Source organism: Sphingomonas cannabina (assembly GCF_021391395.1).
GTDB lineage: Bacteria > Pseudomonadota > Alphaproteobacteria > Sphingomonadales > Sphingomonadaceae > Sphingomonas > Sphingomonas cannabina.
Map to the genome: position 1 here is coordinate 3,021,865 of NZ_CP090059.1, position 19,261 is coordinate 3,041,125.

Annotated in this window: 12 protein-coding genes; 2 read left to right on the top strand and 10 right to left on the bottom strand. The window is 69.5% G+C overall.

Going from position 1 to position 19,261, the window contains the following annotated elements:
* Nucleotides 1–81: 81 nt before the first annotated feature.
* Nucleotides 82–360: a hypothetical protein gene (locus LZK98_RS14425; RefSeq protein WP_233783062.1), complete on the bottom strand. Its 279-nt coding sequence runs from the start codon at nucleotides 358–360 to the stop codon at nucleotides 82–84.
* Nucleotides 361–825: 465 nt separating this feature from the next.
* Here LZK98_RS14425 and argJ point away from each other — a divergent pair, with 465 nt between their 5' ends.
* On the top strand, nucleotides 826–2,049 hold the full coding sequence (argJ, locus tag LZK98_RS14430; RefSeq protein ID WP_233783063.1) for a bifunctional glutamate N-acetyltransferase/amino-acid acetyltransferase ArgJ: 1,224 nt from the start codon (nucleotides 826–828) through the stop codon (nucleotides 2,047–2,049).
* A gap of 5 nt (nucleotides 2,050–2,054) precedes the next feature.
* Nucleotides 2,055–2,666, top strand: a complete 612-nt coding sequence (locus LZK98_RS14435; RefSeq protein WP_233783064.1) for a glutathione S-transferase family protein — start codon at nucleotides 2,055–2,057, stop codon at nucleotides 2,664–2,666.
* A 183-nt stretch (nucleotides 2,667–2,849) separates the two neighbouring features.
* On the opposite strand, the gene trxA is transcribed toward LZK98_RS14435, so the two are convergent.
* The 9 genes from trxA to ahcY form a co-directional block, all read right to left on the bottom strand.
* Entirely contained in the window at nucleotides 2,850–3,173 is a 324-nt protein-coding gene (gene trxA / locus LZK98_RS14440; protein WP_233783065.1) for a thioredoxin TrxA, read from the bottom strand.
* Nucleotides 3,174–3,228: 55 nt separating this feature from the next.
* Nucleotides 3,229–6,621: a double-strand break repair helicase AddA gene (addA, locus tag LZK98_RS14445; protein WP_233783066.1), complete on the bottom strand. Its 3,393-nt coding sequence runs from the start codon at nucleotides 6,619–6,621 to the stop codon at nucleotides 3,229–3,231.
* A gap of 120 nt (nucleotides 6,622–6,741) precedes the next feature.
* Complete coding sequence (gene addB / locus LZK98_RS14450; RefSeq protein ID WP_233783067.1) at nucleotides 6,742–9,675, bottom strand: double-strand break repair protein AddB; 2,934 nt, start codon at nucleotides 9,673–9,675, stop codon at nucleotides 6,742–6,744.
* On the bottom strand, nucleotides 9,668–10,429 hold the full coding sequence (locus tag LZK98_RS14455; protein WP_233783068.1) for a nucleotidyltransferase family protein: 762 nt from the start codon (nucleotides 10,427–10,429) through the stop codon (nucleotides 9,668–9,670). The genes addB and LZK98_RS14455 overlap by 8 nt, the downstream gene beginning before the upstream one ends.
* Nucleotides 10,426–11,409: an aminoglycoside phosphotransferase family protein gene (locus LZK98_RS14460; RefSeq protein WP_233786597.1), complete on the bottom strand. Its 984-nt coding sequence runs from the start codon at nucleotides 11,407–11,409 to the stop codon at nucleotides 10,426–10,428. The genes LZK98_RS14455 and LZK98_RS14460 overlap by 4 nt, the downstream gene beginning before the upstream one ends.
* Nucleotides 11,406–11,852 (bottom strand): tRNA (adenosine(37)-N6)-threonylcarbamoyltransferase complex ATPase subunit type 1 TsaE, encoded by a 447-nt coding sequence (gene tsaE, locus LZK98_RS14465; RefSeq protein ID WP_233783069.1) that lies wholly within the window; start codon nucleotides 11,850–11,852, stop codon nucleotides 11,406–11,408. Before tsaE ends, LZK98_RS14460 begins: the two co-directional genes overlap by 4 nt.
* A gap of 45 nt (nucleotides 11,853–11,897) precedes the next feature.
* Nucleotides 11,898–14,243 carry a sensor histidine kinase gene (locus LZK98_RS14470; protein ID WP_233786598.1) on the bottom strand — a complete coding sequence of 782 codons (2,346 nt, stop codon included), beginning with the start codon at nucleotides 14,241–14,243 and terminating at the stop codon, nucleotides 11,898–11,900.
* A 134-nt stretch (nucleotides 14,244–14,377) separates the two neighbouring features.
* Entirely contained in the window at nucleotides 14,378–17,422 is a 3,045-nt protein-coding gene (locus LZK98_RS14475; RefSeq protein ID WP_233783070.1) for a TonB-dependent receptor domain-containing protein, read from the bottom strand.
* 180 nt (nucleotides 17,423–17,602) lie between these two features.
* Nucleotides 17,603–19,015 (bottom strand): adenosylhomocysteinase, encoded by a 1,413-nt coding sequence (ahcY, locus tag LZK98_RS14480; protein ID WP_233783071.1) that lies wholly within the window; start codon nucleotides 19,013–19,015, stop codon nucleotides 17,603–17,605.
* Between the last annotated feature and the right edge of the window lie 246 nt (nucleotides 19,016–19,261).

Here is a 19,261-nt window from a genome sequence, read left to right on the forward strand (position 1 = left end):
GAAATATGGAGCGCTGCCCCGCTAAGGGCGCGCCAGGATCAAGCCGATTGGGAAAGCCGGCGCCGAAGCGCCCGCCCGGAGCTATTCGCGCCGACGCTCCGGCACGAGACGGCTGAAGGAAACCAGCGGCCGCTCGGTCAGCACCAGCACTGCCGGCGTGACATAGCCATCGGGTCGCGGTGCCACGATGCGGTTCGTCGTCAGTGCATAGGCCCGCACCGCCGCAGCGCGCATGCCGCCGATCGCGACACCTGCGACCTGCGAGGCCACCACAATCTCCGGTGCGCGCACGACTACGGTCCGGACGGTGCCGGTGATGCCGCAGATCAGCGCGCTCAGGAGAAGGAACAGTTCCGTCATCTCAAGTCAGCGCGACATAATGACGCTCCGCCCCATCGTCCACCATTTCGTCGATCGCGGGAAACGGCAGGCGCCGAAACCCGCGGAAATCCGTCGAAGGTCACGAAAGTCATAGGTAGATCGAGCCTCTCCGGACGAGGCCTTCCGGTGCCGGCGTCTTCCGAAAATGTTGACTAAGTTGACTCAGGTCATGTGCGTGCGAGCCGATACGCCGGGAACGCGGCATGATCGCGACACGGACGCGACGGCGACGCGCCAGGGACGCTGCAGCAGCGCGGCACGGACGCTACAGCGACGCTGCGCGGTAAAGGATTGACGGAATCAAAGAGCAGACCGGCGCTCGCGCAGCTCGGGCTGGGCGAGCCAAGCAGGCGAAATCCTACATTGCAAGCGGAGGCGAACGGCAGGCGGCCGTCGTAGAGACGCTCTCGACACCGAATATCGACGGGCCTTAGGGGAGCGGACATGACTCGCTCCCCCCTCGCCCCCGCCTCCACCCCCGAGCCCGCGCCCATCCCTGGCGTCACCACTCGCGTCGCCCGCGCGCGCTACAAGGCGTGGGATCGCTGCGACCTCACCTTCGTCACGCTCGATGAGGGCACCGCCGTCGCCGGCGTGCTGACGCAGAGCCGCTGTCCCTCGCCCGAGGTCGAATGGTGCCGCAAGGCGCTGGTGCTCGGACGCGCCCGGGCGCTGGTGGTGAACGCCGGCAATTCCAACGCCTTTACCGGCAATCGCGGCCGCGCCGCGGTCGAGGCGATCGCCGCGCGCGCCGCCGCGCATCTCGGCTGCGAGCCTTCCGACGTGTTCGTCGCTTCGACCGGCGTGATCGGCGTGCCCCTGCCGATCGACAAGGCCGAGGCCGGCCTCGACGCCGCCTTCACCGCCGAGCCCTGCTCGTGGACCGCGGCCGCCGAGACGATCATGACGACGGACACCTTCGCCAAGGTCGCCGAACGGCGCGCGACCGTCGGCGGCCAGGACGTGCGGCTGGTCGGCATCATCAAGGGCTCGGGCATGATCGCGCCGGACATGGCGACGATGCTCGGCTTCATCTTCACCGATGCCGCGGTCGAGCCGGGTTTTCTCCAGGCTGCGCTGTCGTCGGCGAACCGCAAGACCTTCTCCTGCATCACCGTCGACAGCGACACCTCGACCAGCGATACCGTGCTCGCCTTCGCCACCGGCAAGGCGGGCAACGCCCCCCTCGCGAGCGAGGAGGACGAAGGCGCGCCTGCCTTCGTCGCCGCGCTGTCGGAGCTGTGCATGGAGCTCGCCCAGCTCGTCGTCCGCGACGGCGAGGGCGCGTCGAAGCTGATCGAGATCAGCGTCGAGGGCGCCGAGAGCGACCGCTCCGCCCATGTCATCGCGATGAGCATCGCCAACTCGCCGCTGGTCAAGACCGCCATCGCCGGCGAGGACGCCAATTGGGGCCGCGTGGTGATGGCCGTCGGCAAGGCCGGCGAGCCCGCCGAGCGCGACAGGCTCGCGATCCGCTTCGGCGATACCCAAGTGGCACGGGGAGGCCTTGCGGTCGAAGGTTATGACGAGGCCCCGGTCGCCGCCCATCTCAAGGGCCGGGAGATCAGCATCGGCGTCGATCTCGGCCTCGGCGAGGGCCGCGCCACGGTTTGGACGTGCGACCTGACCCACGGCTATATCTCGATCAACGCCGACTACAGGAGCTGAGCGCGATGCTGACGATCTGGGGCCGGCTCAACTCGCACAACGTCAAGAAGGTCGCCTGGCTCGCGGAGGAGCTGGGCCTCGACTACGTCCGTCACGACATCGGCGGCCAGTTCGGCATGGACGATGCCTATCGCGCCAAGAACCCGAACGCGCTGATCCCGACCATCGAGGATGGCGAGGTCGTGCTGTGGGAATCGAACGCGATCCTGCGCTACCTCGCCGCGCGCTACGGCGGCGAGCGCTGGTGGCCGGCCGATCCGGCGGCGCGCGCCATGGCCGACCGCTGGATGGACTGGCAGTTCACCTATGCCCGCGCGCAGCTTCCGGCCTTCGTCAATCTGATCCGCCGGCCGGAAGGCGAGCGCGACATGACCGCGGTGGCGGAGGCGGCCGAAGCTGCTGCGCGGCTGATGCGGATCATCGATGCGCAGCTTGCCGCGTCGCCGTGGCTGTCGGGCGCCGAGTTCGGAATCGGCGACATCCCGATGGGCGTCTATGCCCACACCTGGTTCACGCTGGCGATCGACCGCCCGGAGATGCCGCACGTCGCGGATTGGTACCGCCGGCTCCAGTCGCGACCCGGTTATGCCGCGCAGGTGATGATCCCGCTGACTTGAGGCGTCCGCCCCAAAAAAGGCCCGGAACTAGCGGGCTAATGCCTTGCCTACCCCGTCACCCCGGCGAAGGCCGGGGTCCACCGGGCGGCTGACCCGTCGCTCGAGCCTCTAGCTGCTCGCTGGCGGACGAGTGGACCCCGGCACAAGGCCGGGGTGACGGTATTGATTGATGGCAAGCGACTCTTACGCCAATTCACCCTCGAGCCAGGCCTTGATGCGCCCCTTGGGCTCCGCACCGACCTTGGTCGCGACCGGCTGGCCGTTCTTGAACAGGATCATCGTCGGGATGCCGCGCACGCCGTAGCTGCCCGGCGTCTCCGGATTCTCGTCGATGTTGAGCTTGGTGATCGTCACCTGCTCGCCCAGCTCGTCGGACAGTTCCTCCAGGCTCGGGCCGATCATCTTGCAGGGGCCGCACCATTCCGCCCAGAAATCGACCAGCACCGCGCCGTCCGCGTTGAGCACGTCGCTCTGGAAGCTGTCGTCGGTGATCGCCTTGGTCGCCATTGTCTCGTGTCTCCTTGGGAGTTGGCCTGTAATCTATGCATGAGCGCGGCGGCGCTCAAGCGTCGGGCAACAAGCTTTGCTCCGTGGCCGGCAATTCCGGCTTGTGCGCCGCGAGCTGCTCCGGCGTCAGCGGGAACAAGGTCGGACCGGCGGTGTAGAGCAGCACCGCCTCCACCCGCCGCCCGGGGAAGATCACCGCCAGCGCCGCGGCATAGGCCGCCATCTGCTTGAGGTGATGCGGCGGAATCTCCGCCTCCGACGCCGGCGCCCGCCGTCCGGTCTTGAAGTCGGCGACCCGGATCACCTCGTCCGTCACGACCAGCCGGTCGACCGTGCCCGAGACCACGAGCCCGCCCACCGTCGCGGCGATCGGCGCCTCGGCGAGCGAATCCGGCCCGAACAACCCGGCGAAGCGCGGATCGTCGATCACCGCCAGTGCCGCCCGGGCGATCTCCGCCCGCGCTCCTGCGTCCTCGACCCCGCCGGAGCGCAGGAGCCATCGCTCCGCTGCCTCGGCCCTGAGTTCCGGCGCCACCGCCGGCAGCCGCTCGAACAGCGCGTGCAGCAGCCGCCCGCGCTCGGCCGCCGCCCGCGTCGCGGCGGTAGGCGGCGGATCGGCCACCGCATCGTCGCCGATCGCCGAGGGCGCCAGTGGGCGCGGCGGCCGCGCTTCCTGCGGCGCCGGCCGCCGCGCCCAGCCGGGCAGCGCCGCCACCGGCGCAACGCTTGCCGCGAATGGCTCGCGATCCTTGACCGGCGGCTGGGGTTCGAGCCCGTCGAACACCCGCTCGCCCGACGCCTCCGCCACGCCGAGCGTATCCAGCGCTCGCGCCGTCGCCGCATACCAGCTGTTCGCCGGCGCCTGCCCCTTCTTCCGCGGGCTCAGCGCGCCAGCGACGACGAGCTGCTCCTCGGCCCGCGTCGCCGCGACGTAGAACAGCCGCCAATGCTCCTCCAGTTCGCGCGCATCTGCCTGATCGAGCACCGTCTCCAGCGGCCCATCGGTGCGCTCTTCCTTGCGCGGCCGGAAGATCGGCAACGCATGGTCGAATCCCTCCGGCGCCCATTTGACCAGCGAGCGCGGCGAATCCCCGGGATCGGCGGTGGCGTCGGCCAGGATCACCAGCGGTGCCTGCAGTCCCTTGGCGCCATGCGCGGTCATTACCCGCACTGCATCGAGCGGCTGCGAGGGATCGCGCACGATCTCCACCTCGCCGCGATCGAACCAGTCGAGGAAGCGCTGGAGCGACGGCGTCGCGGTGCCCTCGAACGCCAACGCCGCGTTGAGCAGCTCCTCGATCGGATCGCGCGCTTCCTCGCCCAGCCGCCGGAGCAGCTTGCGCCGCCCGTCCAGCGGACCCGACAGCAACTCCTCCAGAAACCGATAGGGCGTGGTGAAGTCCGCACGGTTGAGGATCGCCGTCAGCGGCGCCAGCCGGTCCTCGCCCTGCGTCGCGCGCAGGTGCCGCCACAGGCTCCCGCGCTCGCGCAGCGCCGCCGTCATCAGCTCGCCCTGGCTCCAGCCGATCAGCGGCGAAACGAGCAGGCTGGCGAGGCTGAGGTCGTCGTCCGGCTGGAGCGCGAAACGCACGGCCGCGAGCAGGTCCTGAACGGCCAGCGGCGCCGTCAACCGCAGCCGATCGACACCCGCCACCGGCACCCCCTCGGCATAGAGCCGCGCGACGATCAGCGAGGCGAGCTCGCCGCGGCTCTTGACCAGAATCATCACGTCCTCGGGCCGCAATACCCGGCCCTTGCTGTCGAGCCGCAGCCTCCCGACCCACGACTTCACGGTCCGCGCGATCCGCCCCGCGTGCCGGCGCGTCGCGTCGTCGATCCAGCCTTCCTCGTCGTCGTCCTCGCCGCCGGCTTCGGTCGGCGCCCACAAGGTCACACGGCCTGGGCCCTTGACCTCGCTCGCATGGCCGCCCTCTATCTCCGTCCCCATGCCGGGCGGCGGCAGCGCGGCGATCGCGGCGTCGACGAATTCCAGCACCGGCCGCGTTGATCGGAAGCTGTGGCTCAGGGACAAGGTATCGAGTGGCCGCGCATCGGCATCGAACTCGGGCGCCGCCCTGGACTCACGATCGAAATACTGACGCGCCGCCGCGAAATAGACCGGGCTCGTCCCCTGGAAGCCGAAGATCGCCTGCTTGTAGTCGCCGACCGTGAACAGTGTGCGCTGCACCCCCGCCCGCGCGCCCTCGCCCGCGAAGAACTCGTCGGCCAGCGCCCGCACGATCGCCCATTGCTCGGGATTGGTGTCCTGCGCTTCGTCGATCAGGATATGGTCGGTCGCCTGGTCGAGCTTGTAGCGCACCCAGTCGCCCATCCCCGGCCGCTGGAGCAGCGCGACGGTCGCCCGGATCAGGTCGTCGAAGTCGACCGCCCCCAGCCGCCGCTTGGCACGAACATAGGCATCGGCATAGGCGCGCCCCGCCTCCAGCCCGCCGGCCAGCAGATCGGCATAGGCGGCGCGGTCGAGCAGCCCCAGCAGCCGCGCACACTCCCCGCGCAGCCCCTCGACGAGCGCGGCATAGCCGTCGACCTGCGGCGCCCAGCCCTTGGCGGTGGAAAAGACGCCGGCCAGCTCGCGCAGCCCCTCCACCCGCCCGGCGGCATCGGCTGCGATCCAGCGTTCGACCACCTCAACGCGCGCCAGCCCGCGTGGCGTTCCCCAGGCCCGGTTGTGCTCGACCAGCGCACCCAAGGCTTCACAGTCGAACGCCGCACAGCACCGCTCCACCTCCGCGGCGATGTCGCCTTCGGGCAGGTCGAGCGCGCGCCTGAGGAACGGCTGCACCCCGCTCGGCAGCGCCGTCATCGCCTCGGGCGTGCGGGCGCAGGCAAGCAGGAACTTTTCGGCATCCCCTTCGCCCAATCTCAGGCTCAACGCCCCCACAGCGTCGACCAGCCGGCGCCGGCCGTTGCGTTCCTCCTCGGCCAGCATCTCGGCGAGCGCCTCGCGCGCCAGCACCGCCTCCTCGCGCGCCTCGAGCGGTCGGAACCCCGCCGCGAGCCCCGCCTCGACCGGAAAGGCGGCGAGCAATGATTGGCAGAAACTGTGGATGGTCTGGATGCGGATGCCCCCGCCCGGCGCATCGAGCACCCGCGCGAACAGCTTGCGCGCCCGCTCGCGCATCGCCGGATCGCCGCTCTCGCCGAGCGCTTCCAGATCGCGCGCGAGATCGACGTCCGGCATCCGCACCCACGCCGCCAGCCGCGCGCCAATCCGCCCCGCCATCTCCGCCGCGCCGGCCTTGGTGAAGGTGAGGCACAGGATCGCGGACGGATCGACCCCGCGCAGCAGCAGCCGATAGACCCGCGCCGCCAGCACCTGCGTCTTGCCCGTGCCGGCCGAAGCGGACAGCCACACATGCGCCCGCGGATCGCTGGCCGCGCGCTGGTTGCCCTTGAGCGGCGGGAGTGGGCTGGTGGACTTGCTCACCGCTGCCTCCTCCCTACCGTCACCCCGGCCTTGTGCCGGGGTCCACCGCGCAGCAAGCCAACGCGCCGATGGGAGCGCGGCACGGTGGATGCCGGAACAAGTCCGGCATGACGAAGGGTATCACTCCCGCCCATACCACTCGTCCCGCCGCATGAGCTGGTCGTAGTCGGCGAAAGGTGCGAACTCCGGCCGCAGCTTCGCCGTGAACGGCTCCTCCCCGGTCAGCCACCGCCCCGCCGCCTCGACGAAATGCCCGCGCGCGATCTCGACGAACTCGTCGGTCCGGATCTTGTCCCGCGCGCCCGTCGGATCGACCGGCGAGCTGATCTTGCCGAATGCCCCCCGATCCTTCGCCAGCGACCAATATTCGAAACAGCCGGCGCGCCCTGCGATCCCCTCGAACCCGCGCTCTTCCGCGATCAGCCCGAGCAGCCCCAGCTGCAGGCTGAACCCCGCCTTCACCGCCGCGACGGAGGGCGCCTTGCCGGTCTTGTAGTCGACGATGCCGAGCGTCCCGTCCGCCATCCGGTCGAGCCGGTCGAAGGTGCCGCGCAGCTCGACTCCGGCGATATCGATCGCCCCCTGGCGCTCGACCGCGATCACTTGCCGCCCCTCCTCGGCCATCGCCGCGATCCGGCTCGCGATCCAGTCCACCGCCTCGTAGAGCCGCGGCGCCCACAGCGCCCGCATCAGCGGATGCGCCCCCGCCAGCATCGCTTCGGCCCGCGGACGCAGCTTCTCGGGCGCGCAATCGTCCTCCTCGGCCCAGACGCGCAGCACCGCATGGACCTCGGTCCCGCGCCAGGCGGCGGTGGCGTCGGCATCGACCGGCTCCAGCGGCATCAGCCGCAGCATCCGCCGTGCGTAGAAGGCGAAGGGATCGGCCTTCAGCCGGTCGACCTCGGTCACCGAGATCCGCTTCGGCCGGATCGCCGCCGGCGGCGCCGGTTCCGGACGCGGGCTCGGCGCGAACATGCCCGGATCGTCGAGCGAACGCGCCCAGCGGGCCAGCGCGTCCGCTGCCACCCATCCCTCGCCCGCCAGCGCCTGGAGCCGCAGCCAGAAGCGCGAGGCGATCGTCGGCGACTTGGCATCGCGCCGCGCGCGTGTCAGCAACACCTCCGGCGCGCCCAGCCCCATCGCGAAGTCGTGCGCGGTGAGGCCGATCCGCGCTTCCAGCCCCGGCAGCCCCAGCTCCGAGCGGATGCGCGGCGCCAGCCACGGATCGGGCGCCGGCCGCCCCGGCCACACCCCTTCGTTGAGGCCGCCCAGGATCATCACGTCCGCCGCCTGCAACCGCGCCTCGAGTAGGCCATAGATCGCCAGCCGCGGATGCCCGCCCTGCGGCGGCCGTACCGCCACCTCGTCCATCAGCGTGCGCAGCAATGCGGCGAGCGTCGCCGGCTCGACCAGCGGCGGTCCGAGCGCCGCACGCTCCTCCAGCTCCGCGAGCAGCTCCGCCGCCGCCCGGCCCTCGGCGCGTGCCCAAGCGGCATCGCCGGCCAGCGCCGTCGCCGCCTCGCGCAGGCACCCGAGCAGCCCCGGCAGCGGCTGCACCCCGCCGCCGAATGCCGTCTCGATCCCGTCGAGCAACGGCCGCACCTCGGCCCACCAGCTCGCCGCCAGCCCGCCCGCCTCGCCGAGATGCCGGTCGAGCCCATCCAGCCCCGCCGCCGGCCGCGGTCCGCGCAGCGCTCGATCGACCGCCCGCGCCCCTTCCAGCCAGGCCGCGCGCTCTTCGCTCCTGACCAGCGGATGCTTGAGCAGCGCCAGCAGCGGCACCGGGGCGAAACGCTGCGCCCCCGCCTCGGCGATCGCGAGCAGCAGCGTTCCCGGCGGCGTCTGCGACAGGGGCTGACCGGCGGAATCGTCGACCGCGATGTTCCACCGCGCGCAATGCGCCGCCACCCGCCGCGCCAATGCGCGGTCGGGCGTCACCAGCGCCGCCGTCCGTCCGGGCATCTCCAGCGCCTCGCGCAGCCTGAGCGCGATCGCCTGCGCCTCCTCGGCCGGCGTCGCCACTTCCAGCGCGCTGACCCCGCCCAGGTTGCGCTCCCCCGGCTTCAAGGCGATCCAGCGGTGCGTCAGCTCCGCCGGCGCCAGCGCGGTTGCGATCGCGCGGCTGCGCGCGGGCGGCGCGTCGACTTCGCTCGTCGCCTGCCAGGTGCGGAACTCGCCCCGCCGCACGCCCATCCGCTCGAGCAGCAGCTTGAGGTGATATTGCGGGTGCGTCTCCTCCGCTTGGCGCCGCCGGCCGGTGACCGGATCGGGCGGGAACGGCCCCAGCGCCTCCCAGCCCTCCTCGTCCATCGCCAGGTCGAGCCCCGGCAGCACCACCATACCCTGCGCCAGTCCCGCGACGCTGCGCAGCACGCGCGCGATCGCCGGCGCGGCCGAGGTCACGCCCGCCGCGCACACGAACCCCGCCGGCGGCCGCTCCCGCCACACCTTCGCCACCCGATCGAGCAGCCGCCCCCGCCGATCGGCGAGGTCGATCCGCCCCAGCCGGGCCAGCTCCCCCGGCCAGCGGTCGAGCACCACCGCAAAGGTCGTCAGCGCTCGCTCCCAATGCGCGCTGAGCGGTTCGAACAGGCTGATCTCGCGCAACCGCCCGGGCGCCACCTCTTCCACCAGCAGCTGGTCGAGCGTGCGCGCAAGGTCGCCCGCCAGCCGCACCGCCTCGGCGCTGTCGATCGCCGGATCGGCCTCCTGCACCAGCCGCGCCAGGATCATCCGCCGCGCCATCGGCGCCACCGCGGGCGGCACCGGCTCCTCGGCATCGGCAGGATCGAACAATGGCCCCACCGCCTCGTCGATTTCGGGATCGCCGATCGCGACCAACCGCGGCAACAGGAGGCCGCTCCCGCTCGCGCGCACGAAGGCATCGGTGATCGCCCGCTTCGACCGGTTGGTCGGCACCAGCACGATGCCGCGCGCGAGCCCGGTCGGCTCGCCGCCGAAGCGCCGGATCAGCCCGGCCGCCAAGGCATCGGCGAAGGCACGATGCGGCGGGATGGTGTAGAGGTTGAGGCGCCGGGCAGCCGCCTCAGCCATGGGCCAGGATCGCCTCCGCCTCGCCGATCGCGGCCGGCTCGCCGATCTCGAACCACAGGCCCTGGTGGACCAGCCCCCAGGCGCGGCCCGCCTCGATCGCCCGCTGCCAGAAGAGATTGGTCGAGAACGGTCCTTCGGGCGCATCGGCGATGATGCGCGGATGGATCATCTGCACGCCGACATAGACGAACGGCGCCACCCGCCCGCGCTTGCGCCGCCCGGTGATGCGGCCCAGCGCGTCGAGGTGGAAATCCCCCTGCGCGCGATAGCCGTGGGCACGCGCATAGGGCACCATCAGCAGCAGCGCGTCCATCCGCTCGCCGTCCCACGCGGCAGCGAGCGCGCGGATCGCATCGGTCGGCCCGTCGATCCAGAGGCTGTCGGCGTTGATCACCAGGATCGGCTCGTCCCCCAGCAGCGGCCGCGCCTTCACCAGCCCGCCGCCCGTCTCCAGCAATTGCCCGCGCTCGTCGGAGATGACGACGTCGATGTCCTTCACCCGCGCCCTGAGGTGCGCCTCCAGCGCATCGGCGAGGTAATGGACATTGACCACCGCGCGCCTGACCCCGGCCGAGCGCAGTCGGTCGAAGACATGGTCGATCAAGGGCTTGCCCGCCACTTCGACTAGCGGCTTGGGCCGCGTCGCGGTGAGCGGCCGCATCCGCTTGCCGAGCCCCGCCGCCATCACCATCGCCGTTTCCGGCACATGGCCGCCCGGATCGGGTCTCAGCGCCAGCGTGCGCCCCTTGCTCATAGATGCCCGCCCACCACCATCGGATCGCCCCGCATCTCGGCGGGAATGTTCGCGTCGAACCACGCCCGGACCGGTGCCAGCACCGGCTGTTCGAGGTCACGGTTGAGATACCCCCACACGCGCGGGCACAGGCCGGGATAACGCGGCTTGCCGTCGCGCTGCCACAGACGGGTGAAGATACCGACGATCTTCGCGTTCCGCTGCGCGCCGAGTACGTGATAGGCGTCGACGAAGTCCTGTTCCGCCCCGGTGGTGCGCAGGTAGCGGTCGAGCAGCGCCTTCTCCAGCGCCGGATGCACGTCGCGCCGCGCATCCTGCAGCAGCGAGACGAGATCATAGGCGGGATGCCCCGCCAGCGCGTCCTGGAAATCGAGCAGCCCCATGAAACCTTTGCGCGGTCCATGCTCGATCAGCATGATGTTCTCGGCGTGATAGTCGCGCAGCACCGTCACCGTCGGACCGCTGAGCGCCAGGTGGAACACCTCGTTCCACGCCGCGCGATAACCCTCCACGTCCGGCTCGATCCCCACCGCCGGACAATACCATTCGGGCAGCAGCCCGGTCTCGCGGTGCAGGACCTGCTCGTCATATGACGGCAGCTCCGCCGCGCCATGTCCCGCCAATGCGATCAGCAGGTCCACCGCCTGCTCATAGAGCCGGAGCTCGCTCTCCGGCGCGGCATCGGCGGTCTCGCGCATCCGCGCGTCGCCGAAGTCCTCGAGCAGCACCAGCCCCTGATCGAGGTCGCGCGCATAGATCTCCGGTGCCGCGAAGCCGCGCTCGCTCAGCCATTCGGCGATGGTGATGAACGGCCGCGGATCCTCGTGCGGCGGCGGCGCGTCCATCAGCACGGCGCTGCGCCCGGGGGCTACCGCACGGAAATAGCGGCGGAACGAGGCATCCCCGGCGAGCGGCAACAGTTCGGCGTCGCCCCATCCCGCATTCGCGAGGAAATCCGGGGCCGCGGCGGGCGGGTTCATGTCGGCGGCGGCCATCGCTCCTTCCATGCCGCAGGCACCTCAGCTGTCAAGACGCGCGTGCCGTCCGCTGCGACGGAGAGCGTCAGCCATAAGGCGTCGCTCCATGCGCCGGCGTCCAGCCGCTCCGGCCATTCGACGATCAGCAGCGAATCCGCGCGGGCATCGTCGAGCCCCAGTTCATCGGCTTCGTCCGGGTCCTCGATGCGATAGAGATCGACATGCAGGACCGGAAAAGCGACCTCCGGCGGGTCGTAGGGCTGCACGATCGCGAAGCTCGGCGATGGCGCCTCGCCTTCCAGGCCGAGCGCCGTAAGCAACCCGCGCGCGATGCTGGTCTTACCGGCGCCGAGGGGGCCGGACAGCGCGATCACGTCGCCGGGGCGGGCGACACTCGCAAGGGCGCGCCCGAGCGCTTCGCTCGCTTCCGGAGAGGAGAGGATCAAAAGCTCCTCCCCGGCACGGGGAGGAGCTGAGGATCGCAAACCCCCTCACCGCGGCAGCTCCACGGTGACCAGCGTCCCCTCCCCCTGCTCGCTGATCAGCGAGATCGTCCCGCCGTGCGCCTCGACGAACTGCTTAGCGAGCGGCAGCCCCAGCCCCAGCGCCCGCTCGCCGCTCTGCGTGATCCCCGGCCGGGCGAAGCGATCGAACGCCCGCGCCACCGCCGTCTTGTCCATGCCCGGTCCGTCGTCGGACACCACGATCCGCGCCTTGACCTCGTCGCCGTCGAGATGCAGCAGCACCCGTCCGCCTTCATGCGTGCACGAGATGGCATGGCGCAGCAGATGCTCGATCGTCTGTCGCAACCGCTCGGGATCGCCGGTGACGCTGCCCGCCGATCCCAGCACGTCCAGCGCAAGCCCGATCCGCTTCGCCCGCGCCGACGCCGCCACGGTCTCGGCCGCGGCATTGGCGGTCAGCTCCAGGTCGACCGTCACCCGTTCGCCTGCCCTCGAGTCCTGCGTCAGGTCGAGCACGTCGTCGACCAGCGCGGACAGCCGCTCGACCGATTCGAGGATCGCCTGGACGTAACCGGTGCCGTTCTCGCTGAGCTCCCCCGCATAGCCGCCGTGGAGCAATTCGGCGAACCCCTTGATCGAGGTGAGCGGCGTGCGGAGCTCGTAGCTCATGTTGGCGACGAACTGGGTCTTGACCCGATCGGCCTCCTCCAGCGCTTCGTTGCGGTCGGTGAGCGCCCGTTCGATCCGCCGGCTGTCGGTGATGTCGAGCATCGTCAGCAGCGCGTTGCCGTCCGGCAGCGGCACCGCCGCGAACTCGAAATGCCGCCCGTCGGCGAAGCTCACCCGTCCGCCGCGCTGCTGCCGCTCGGCGGTGGCGGAGCGCACCAGCTCGCCGATCAGCGACGCGCGGGCCGGATTCTCCAGCTTCTCGCTCGCCCGCTTCGCCAGATCGTCGACGCGAGGATGCTTATTGAGCAATGCCTCCTCGAAGCCCCACAGCAGGCGGAACTTCTGGTTCCAGATCTGCAGCCGACCGTCCGAGGCGAACACCCCCAGCGCCTCGAACAGATTGTCGAACGTCGCGGTCCGGACGCGCAGCAGCGTGTCGCGCGCGCTGGCGAGCTGGACCTGTTCGGTGCGGTCCTCGAAGATCACCAGCAGCCCGCCATCGGGCAGCGGCTGCGCCACCACGCGCAGATGCGTGCCGCCGGGCAGGTGCCACGGCTCCTCGATCGCCTCCTGGTTGGCGCTCAGGAACCAGTCGCGCCGCTCGGCCTTCCAGCCGGGGAAGTCGCGCACCTCGGGCAGCCGCCCCGCCTCGCGCATCCGCTCGAGCACGCGATCGAACTCCGGCCGGTCCTTCACCCATTCCTCGCGCATCGCGAAGATGCGGCGAAACGGCTGATTGCAGAAGCTGAGCCCCCGGTCCGGCCCGAACTGCGCGACGCCGGCGGAGAGCCGGTCGAGCATCGCCCGCTGCGCATCGGCGAAGCGCTTGATCCCGCCCCGCGCCTGCTCAAGTTCCTCGATGTCGACCGCGAAGCCCGCCACGCCGCCCGAAGGCAGCGGCACGTCATGGATGCGCAGCATCCGCCGCGCGCCCCCGATCGTCGCCGGCACCGCCGCCACCTGCGGCTCCCTGGTGTCACGCGCGATAGCGGCATTGGCGAGCGGTCCCCCGATCGCGCCGCCCTCGACCAGCTCGAGCCCGCGGTCGATCACGTCGCGCGCGTCCTCGCCCTCGACGGCGCGGACATAGGCGGTGTTGACCATGGTGAGCGCCAGGTTGCGGTCGCGGTACCACATCGGCATCGGCGCCGCCTCGATCAGACCGGCCAGCGCGTCGAAGGCGGCGTGCAGCCGCTCGCTCTCCTGCGCGAGCCGGGCGATCTCCTCCTCGCTCTCGGTCGCGTCGAAGAACCACAGCACCACGCCGCCCGGCGCCAGCGCCGCCTCAGGTGCGCGCGCACCGCTGACGATGAGCTTGCGCGCCGATCCGCGCGTCGCAACGGAAAGGCGGAACGGCCGTCCCGCCTTGGCGGCGGCGGTCACTTCACCGGCTAGTATCTCGGCATCCGCGGGATCGAGTCCGGTATCGGGCGCCGAGAGATCGGTGAGGTATCTGGGCTCCGTCGCCAGCCCCAGCCAGTCGGCGACCCGTTGCGGCAGCTCGATCCGTCCATCCGAGCGCACCAGCGCCGCCTGCGCGGGCCCGCTCGCCAGCAACGCGGCATCGCGCCGGGCAACGTCCTTCAGGCGTACGCCGCTGCGCCGCCCTGCGAGGCCAACATAGAGCATTGCTGCGGCCCCGACGACGAGCACCGCCAGCACTGCACCGGCGATCATCGCGGCAGTGGTCGAAATGGTGATCATGTCGACAGGCACGAGCCCTCGCCCGCCCCGCATCGCCTGGCCTTCATCTGCCTTTCCTTAGGCGCTCCTCGCCGCAAAGGAAAAGGGCGGAGCGCCAAGGCGCCCCGCCCCTCTTCCGATCCGCTGGCGCGGAATCAGAACTTCACGTTCGCAGCCACCCTGAAATAGCGGCCGATGATGCCCGAGGAATAGGTCTTAAGGGCGTTCGCGCTGGTCGCGGCCGCCGGGAACGGCGGCTTGGTGTCGAACAGATTGTCGACGATGAACTTCAGCCCGAAGCGCTCGTTCACCTTCGCTCCCACCGTGGCGTTGAACAGCCACCAATCGCCGACGCCCATGATGTCGCGCGCATTCGCGGCCTCGTCGATGTCGAAGCGGCCCTTGCCGACATATTGCGCCTGGAACAGCAGGTTGAAGCTGTCGCTGTCATAGGTGAGGTTCGCCGTACCCGCATGGCGGGGATAGCCGATCTCGCCGGCGCGGTGGTCGATGTCACCGGCTCCGACCTGCTGCTCCAGCTTGTCGCGATAGAAATAGTTGATCGACAGGCCGGCGACGCCTCCGTTGTTGATTCCGACGCGGTTGAGCGGAAGCCGGTATGCCGCGACGACGCTGAGGCCCGCGGTCTCGTAGGACGCGGCGTTGTAATAGCCCTCGCGTATCATCGTGATCTGCCCGGCGGAATCGCGGTCGACGAGGCCGCAGAAGCTGTTCGGATAACCCGGCGAATCATAGCAGGCGTTGAGAATGTCGTCGCCGCCAAGCGAGGTGATCGCCCCCTTCAGCTTGATGTCGATCCAGTCGGCCGACAGCGAGAAGCCGGGGACGAAGCGCGGCTGCAGGATCACGCCGGCGGTCCAGCTGTTCGCCTTCTCGTTGTCGAGGTTCGGATTGCCCGACACCGTGACCGGAACGGTGAAGTCGCTGTAGTTCGACGTGAAGTCCGCGGTGTTGATTCCCGCTGCCTGGCAGTTCGCCTGGCGCACCGCCGGATTCGGACCGCTGTTGACGTAACGCGTATCGCAGGGGTCGCTGCCCAGGTCAAAAGCGCGTGACGTCGGATTGAACACCTCGGTGATCGCCGGCGAGCGGATCGACCGCGTGAAGTTGCCGCGGAAGGTGACGCCGCGGATGAAGCCGAGACGGCCGCCCGCCGTCCAGGTGAGGTCCCCGCCCGACAGCGAGTTGTCGACATAACGCGCGGCACCGTCGAACTCGAGCGTCTTGAGCCAGCTCAAGCCGTTGTCCTCGGTGACGAACGGAATCACCAGCTCACCGAACACCTCGTTGGTGTGATACGAGCCCTTGATCGGGTCGATCGGGATGCTGCGGCCATATTGCGTGCGCGTCCCGTCGCCATTGTCCTCGCCATAATAGAAGGCGCCCGGATCGAAGTCCGTTTCCTCGCGCCGGTGCTCATAGCCGGCGGAGATTTTCACATCGTTGCCGAACAGCGTGAAGATCGAACCCGTCAGGTTCGCGTTGAACACCAGCTGCTCGTTGACCGACACCGGCCGCGCTATCGCGAAGATATAGTCCGCGGCCGCCTGGCTGGCCTGCCCGACGCCGAAGATGTTCAGCGGCGCGCAGGTGCTGCTGATCGTCGGCGCGGTCGAGCTGGTGTAGCCCGGGCGGCAGACGATGTTGCCGCTGGCGTCGGTCACCGCGTCGAGCGCGTTGAAGAAGTTCTGGTTGTCCAGCTCGTAGTTGCGGCCCGTCGTCTTCGAATGGCCATAAGTGACCGAGGTCTCCCAGTTGAAGCTGCGGCCTCCCACCGAGAAGTCACCGGAAAGCCCGCCGACGAAGCGATAGGTCTCCACCGTCGCCTGCGAGCGGCCCGTGGTGAGGTCGCTCAGCGCACGGCCGATGTAGAAGCTGTCCTGGCCGGCGGGCAGGTTCGCCGCGATGATCGCGCGGTCGGCCGGGTTCAGATAGGGATTGTCGAGCGAGACGATCAGGTTGCCGTCGGGCGTGCCGGCATCGTCGAACAGCGCGGTATTGTAGTTCGGCTGGTCGATCAGATTGACGCCCTTGCTGTGCGTATACCAAGCCTCGCCGAACACGCGGACGTGATCGGTGATGTCGAAATGCCCCTGGACCGTTCCCATGTAGCGTTCCGAGGACGTCAGCAGATTCGTCTGGGCCGGCAGGTTGTAGCCGTTGCCGCCGCTGCTGATGTAGCCCTGGCGCATGACGGTGCCGAGGTCGAGCGGCGCCAGCCGCCCGTCCGCGCCGAACTGCAGCAGCTGGCCGGAGGCATCCCGGATGCCCGAGCGCGACGCAAGATAGTCATCGTCGCTGAACGGAACGCCACCGATCGTGAACGCGCTGTAGCGCTGCGCCGGATAGAGGACCCGCTGGAACGGCGAGTTCGCCGAAGCCGGCGGAGTGCCGAAGAAATACCCCTGAGAGGTGACCGATCGGTCGTTGGCGACCAAGCCGCTCGACTTGTTGTATTCGCCCGAAACGACGATGTTGCCCCGGCCGTCCGCGAAGTTCTTGCCGCCGAGGACGCTGACCCGGAACTCCCGCGCGTCGCCCCGGTCGGAGATGCCGTACTGCCCCTGGACGTCGAGACCCTGATAATCCTTCTTGAGGATGACGTTCACGGTGCCGGCGATCGCGTCGGAGCCATAGATCGGCGCGCCGCCGACGGCGACGGTCTCGACACGATCGATCAGCGTCGTCGGGATGTTGTTGAGGTCGACCTGCGTTCCCGCGTCCACCGGACCGAAGATGCTGGCCGTGTTCGACGAAACGAAGCGGCGGCCGTTGACGAGCACCAGCGTACGCTGGGTACCGAGGCCGAAGAAGTCGACGAAGGTCTGCGCAGGCCCGAACGACGACTGAGCGCCGGCATTGCTGTTACCCGGCGGGCCGAAGGCGGGCAGCTCGTTCAGCACCTGACCGACGTTGGTGTAACCGCGGGCTTCGATCTGCGCGGCGCCCACGACCAGCGTCGGCTGGACGGTATCGAACTCGGGCCGCGCGATGCGCGAGCCGGTGACGATGATCTCCTGCTCGTTCGCGCTCTCCTGCGTGTCCGGAGCGGCGCTCTGGTCTGAACCGGTCGTCTGCTCCTGCGGCGTATCCTGCCCGAAGGCCGGAACGGCGGCGATGACGGCGAGCAGCGATGCGGTCGCGGCGAGCGCCCCGCGGGCGCGAAGGGTCTTGGACATGATACTCCCTGGACTTGTTACTGTGATACTCCCCTCAACGCTCGTTCCTGCGCGTCGTGCCCCTCGTTCGCAAGCTAGCTAAGAAAGAGGCAACAGCCCTGTCGCACAAATGCAACACCGCGCCCGGACGGGGTCCGGACGCGGTGTTCTGCTTAACGCCGGCTTGCGGCCGGCTTACGATCAATAACGGTAATGATCCGGCTTGAACGGCCCCTCGATCGGCACGCCGATATAGGCCGCCTGCTTCTCGGTCAGCTTGGACAGCTTCACGCCCAGCTTATCGAGGTGCAGCGCCGCCACCTTCTCGTCGAGGTGCTTCGGCAGGACGTAGACCTCGTTCTTGTACTTGTCGGCGCCGGTCCACAGCTCGATCTGCGCCAGCACCTGGTTGGTGAAGCTGGACGACATCACGAAGCTCGGGTGCCCCGTTGCGTTGCCCAGGTTCACCAGGCGGCCCTTCGACAGCACGATGATCTTCTTGCCGTCGGGGAACTCGACCTCGTCGACCTGCGGCTTGATCTCGGTCCACTTGTAGTTGCTGAGCGCCGCGATCTGGATTTCGCTGTCGAAGTGGCCGATGTTGCACACGATCGCCATGTTCTTCATCTCGCGCATGTGGTCGAGCGTGATGACGTCGGCGTTGCCGGTCGCGGTGACGAAGATGTCGGCGCGCTTGGCCGCCTCTTCCATCGTCACGACCTCATAGCCCTCCATCGCCGCCTGCAGCGCGCAGATCGGGTCGATCTCGGTCACCAGCACGCGCGCGCCGCCGTTGCGCAGCGACGCCGCCGAGCCCTTGCCGACGTCGCCGAAGCCGGCGACCGCGGCGACCTTGCCTGCCAGCATCACGTCGGTGCCGCGGCGGATCGCGTCGACCAGCGATTCCTTGCAGCCGTAGAGATTGTCGAACTTCGACTTGGTGACGCTGTCATTGACGTTGATCGCCGGGAACGGAAGCTTGCCGCTCTTGGCCAGCTCGTAGAGGCGATGGACGCCGGTGGTGGTCTCCTCGCTGACGCCCTTGATCGCCTGCACGGTCTTGGTGAGGTAGCCCGGACGCTCGGCGAGGAAGCGCTTCAGCGTCGCGACGAAGATCTCCTCTTCCTCGTTGGTCGGGGTGAACAGCGCCTCGCCCGCCTCGACGCGCGCGCCCCACAGCGCGAACATGGTGGCGTCGCCGCCGTCGTCGAGGATCATGTTGGCGGTCTGGTCCGTCCCCCAATTGAAGATGCGGATGACGTAATCCCAATATTCCTCGAGCGTCTCGCCCTTCACCGCGAACACCGGCACGCCCGAGGCGGCGATGGCGGCGGCGGCGTGATCCTGGGTCGAGAAGATGTTGCATGACGCCCAGCGCACGTCGGCGCCGAGCGCGGTCAGCGTCTCGATGAGGACGGCGGTCTGGATCGTCATGTGCAGCGATCCGGTGATGCGCGCGCCCTTGAGCGGCTTGGACGCGCCGTACTCGGCACGCAGCGCCATCAGGCCGGGCATCTCGGTCTCGGCGATCTCGATCTCCTTGCGGCCGAAATCGGCGAGGGCGATGTCCTTGATGACGTAGTCGTTCGTGTCGGCGGCGAGAGCGGTGGCCACGGGCAGTCTCCGAATGAGTGAATGCCGCTGCCCCTAGCCGCAGCGGCGCCTGGAATCAAATATAAAGATATCTTTATATGTTCGGAAGAGCGGCGGGGATCGGCAGCAGGCTCGATTGGTCCAGATACGCCACCGATCCGTCACACCGGGGGGAACCGCCGTGCGCCGCAACCGTAGTACCGACACCGGCATCATCCCGGCCCATCATTCCGGCCCATCATTCGCTCGACCGAGCCGGCGATGCCG

What these genes read in the sequence shown, in the direction of transcription:
- trxA (WP_233783065.1), bottom strand. Translation starts at nt 3,173, where the DNA reads ATGGCGACCAAGGCGATCACCGACGACAGCTTCCAGAGCGACGTGCTC.
- LZK98_RS14475 (WP_233783070.1), bottom strand. Translation starts at nt 17,422, where the DNA reads ATGTCCAAGACCCTTCGCGCCCGCGGGGCGCTCGCCGCGACCGCATCG.
- addB (WP_233783067.1), bottom strand. Translation starts at nt 9,675, where the DNA reads ATGGCTGAGGCGGCTGCCCGGCGCCTCAACCTCTACACCATCCCGCCG.
- LZK98_RS14470 (WP_233786598.1), bottom strand. Translation starts at nt 14,243, where the DNA reads ATGATCACCATTTCGACCACTGCCGCGATGATCGCCGGTGCAGTGCTG.
- LZK98_RS14460 (WP_233786597.1), bottom strand. Translation starts at nt 11,409, where the DNA reads ATGAACCCGCCCGCCGCGGCCCCGGATTTCCTCGCGAATGCGGGATGG.
- LZK98_RS14425 (WP_233783062.1), bottom strand. Translation starts at nt 360, where the DNA reads ATGACGGAACTGTTCCTTCTCCTGAGCGCGCTGATCTGCGGCATCACC.
- LZK98_RS14455 (WP_233783068.1), bottom strand. Translation starts at nt 10,429, where the DNA reads ATGAGCAAGGGGCGCACGCTGGCGCTGAGACCCGATCCGGGCGGCCAT.
- argJ (WP_233783063.1), top strand. Translation starts at nt 826, where the DNA reads ATGACTCGCTCCCCCCTCGCCCCCGCCTCCACCCCCGAGCCCGCGCCC.
- LZK98_RS14435 (WP_233783064.1), top strand. Translation starts at nt 2,055, where the DNA reads ATGCTGACGATCTGGGGCCGGCTCAACTCGCACAACGTCAAGAAGGTC.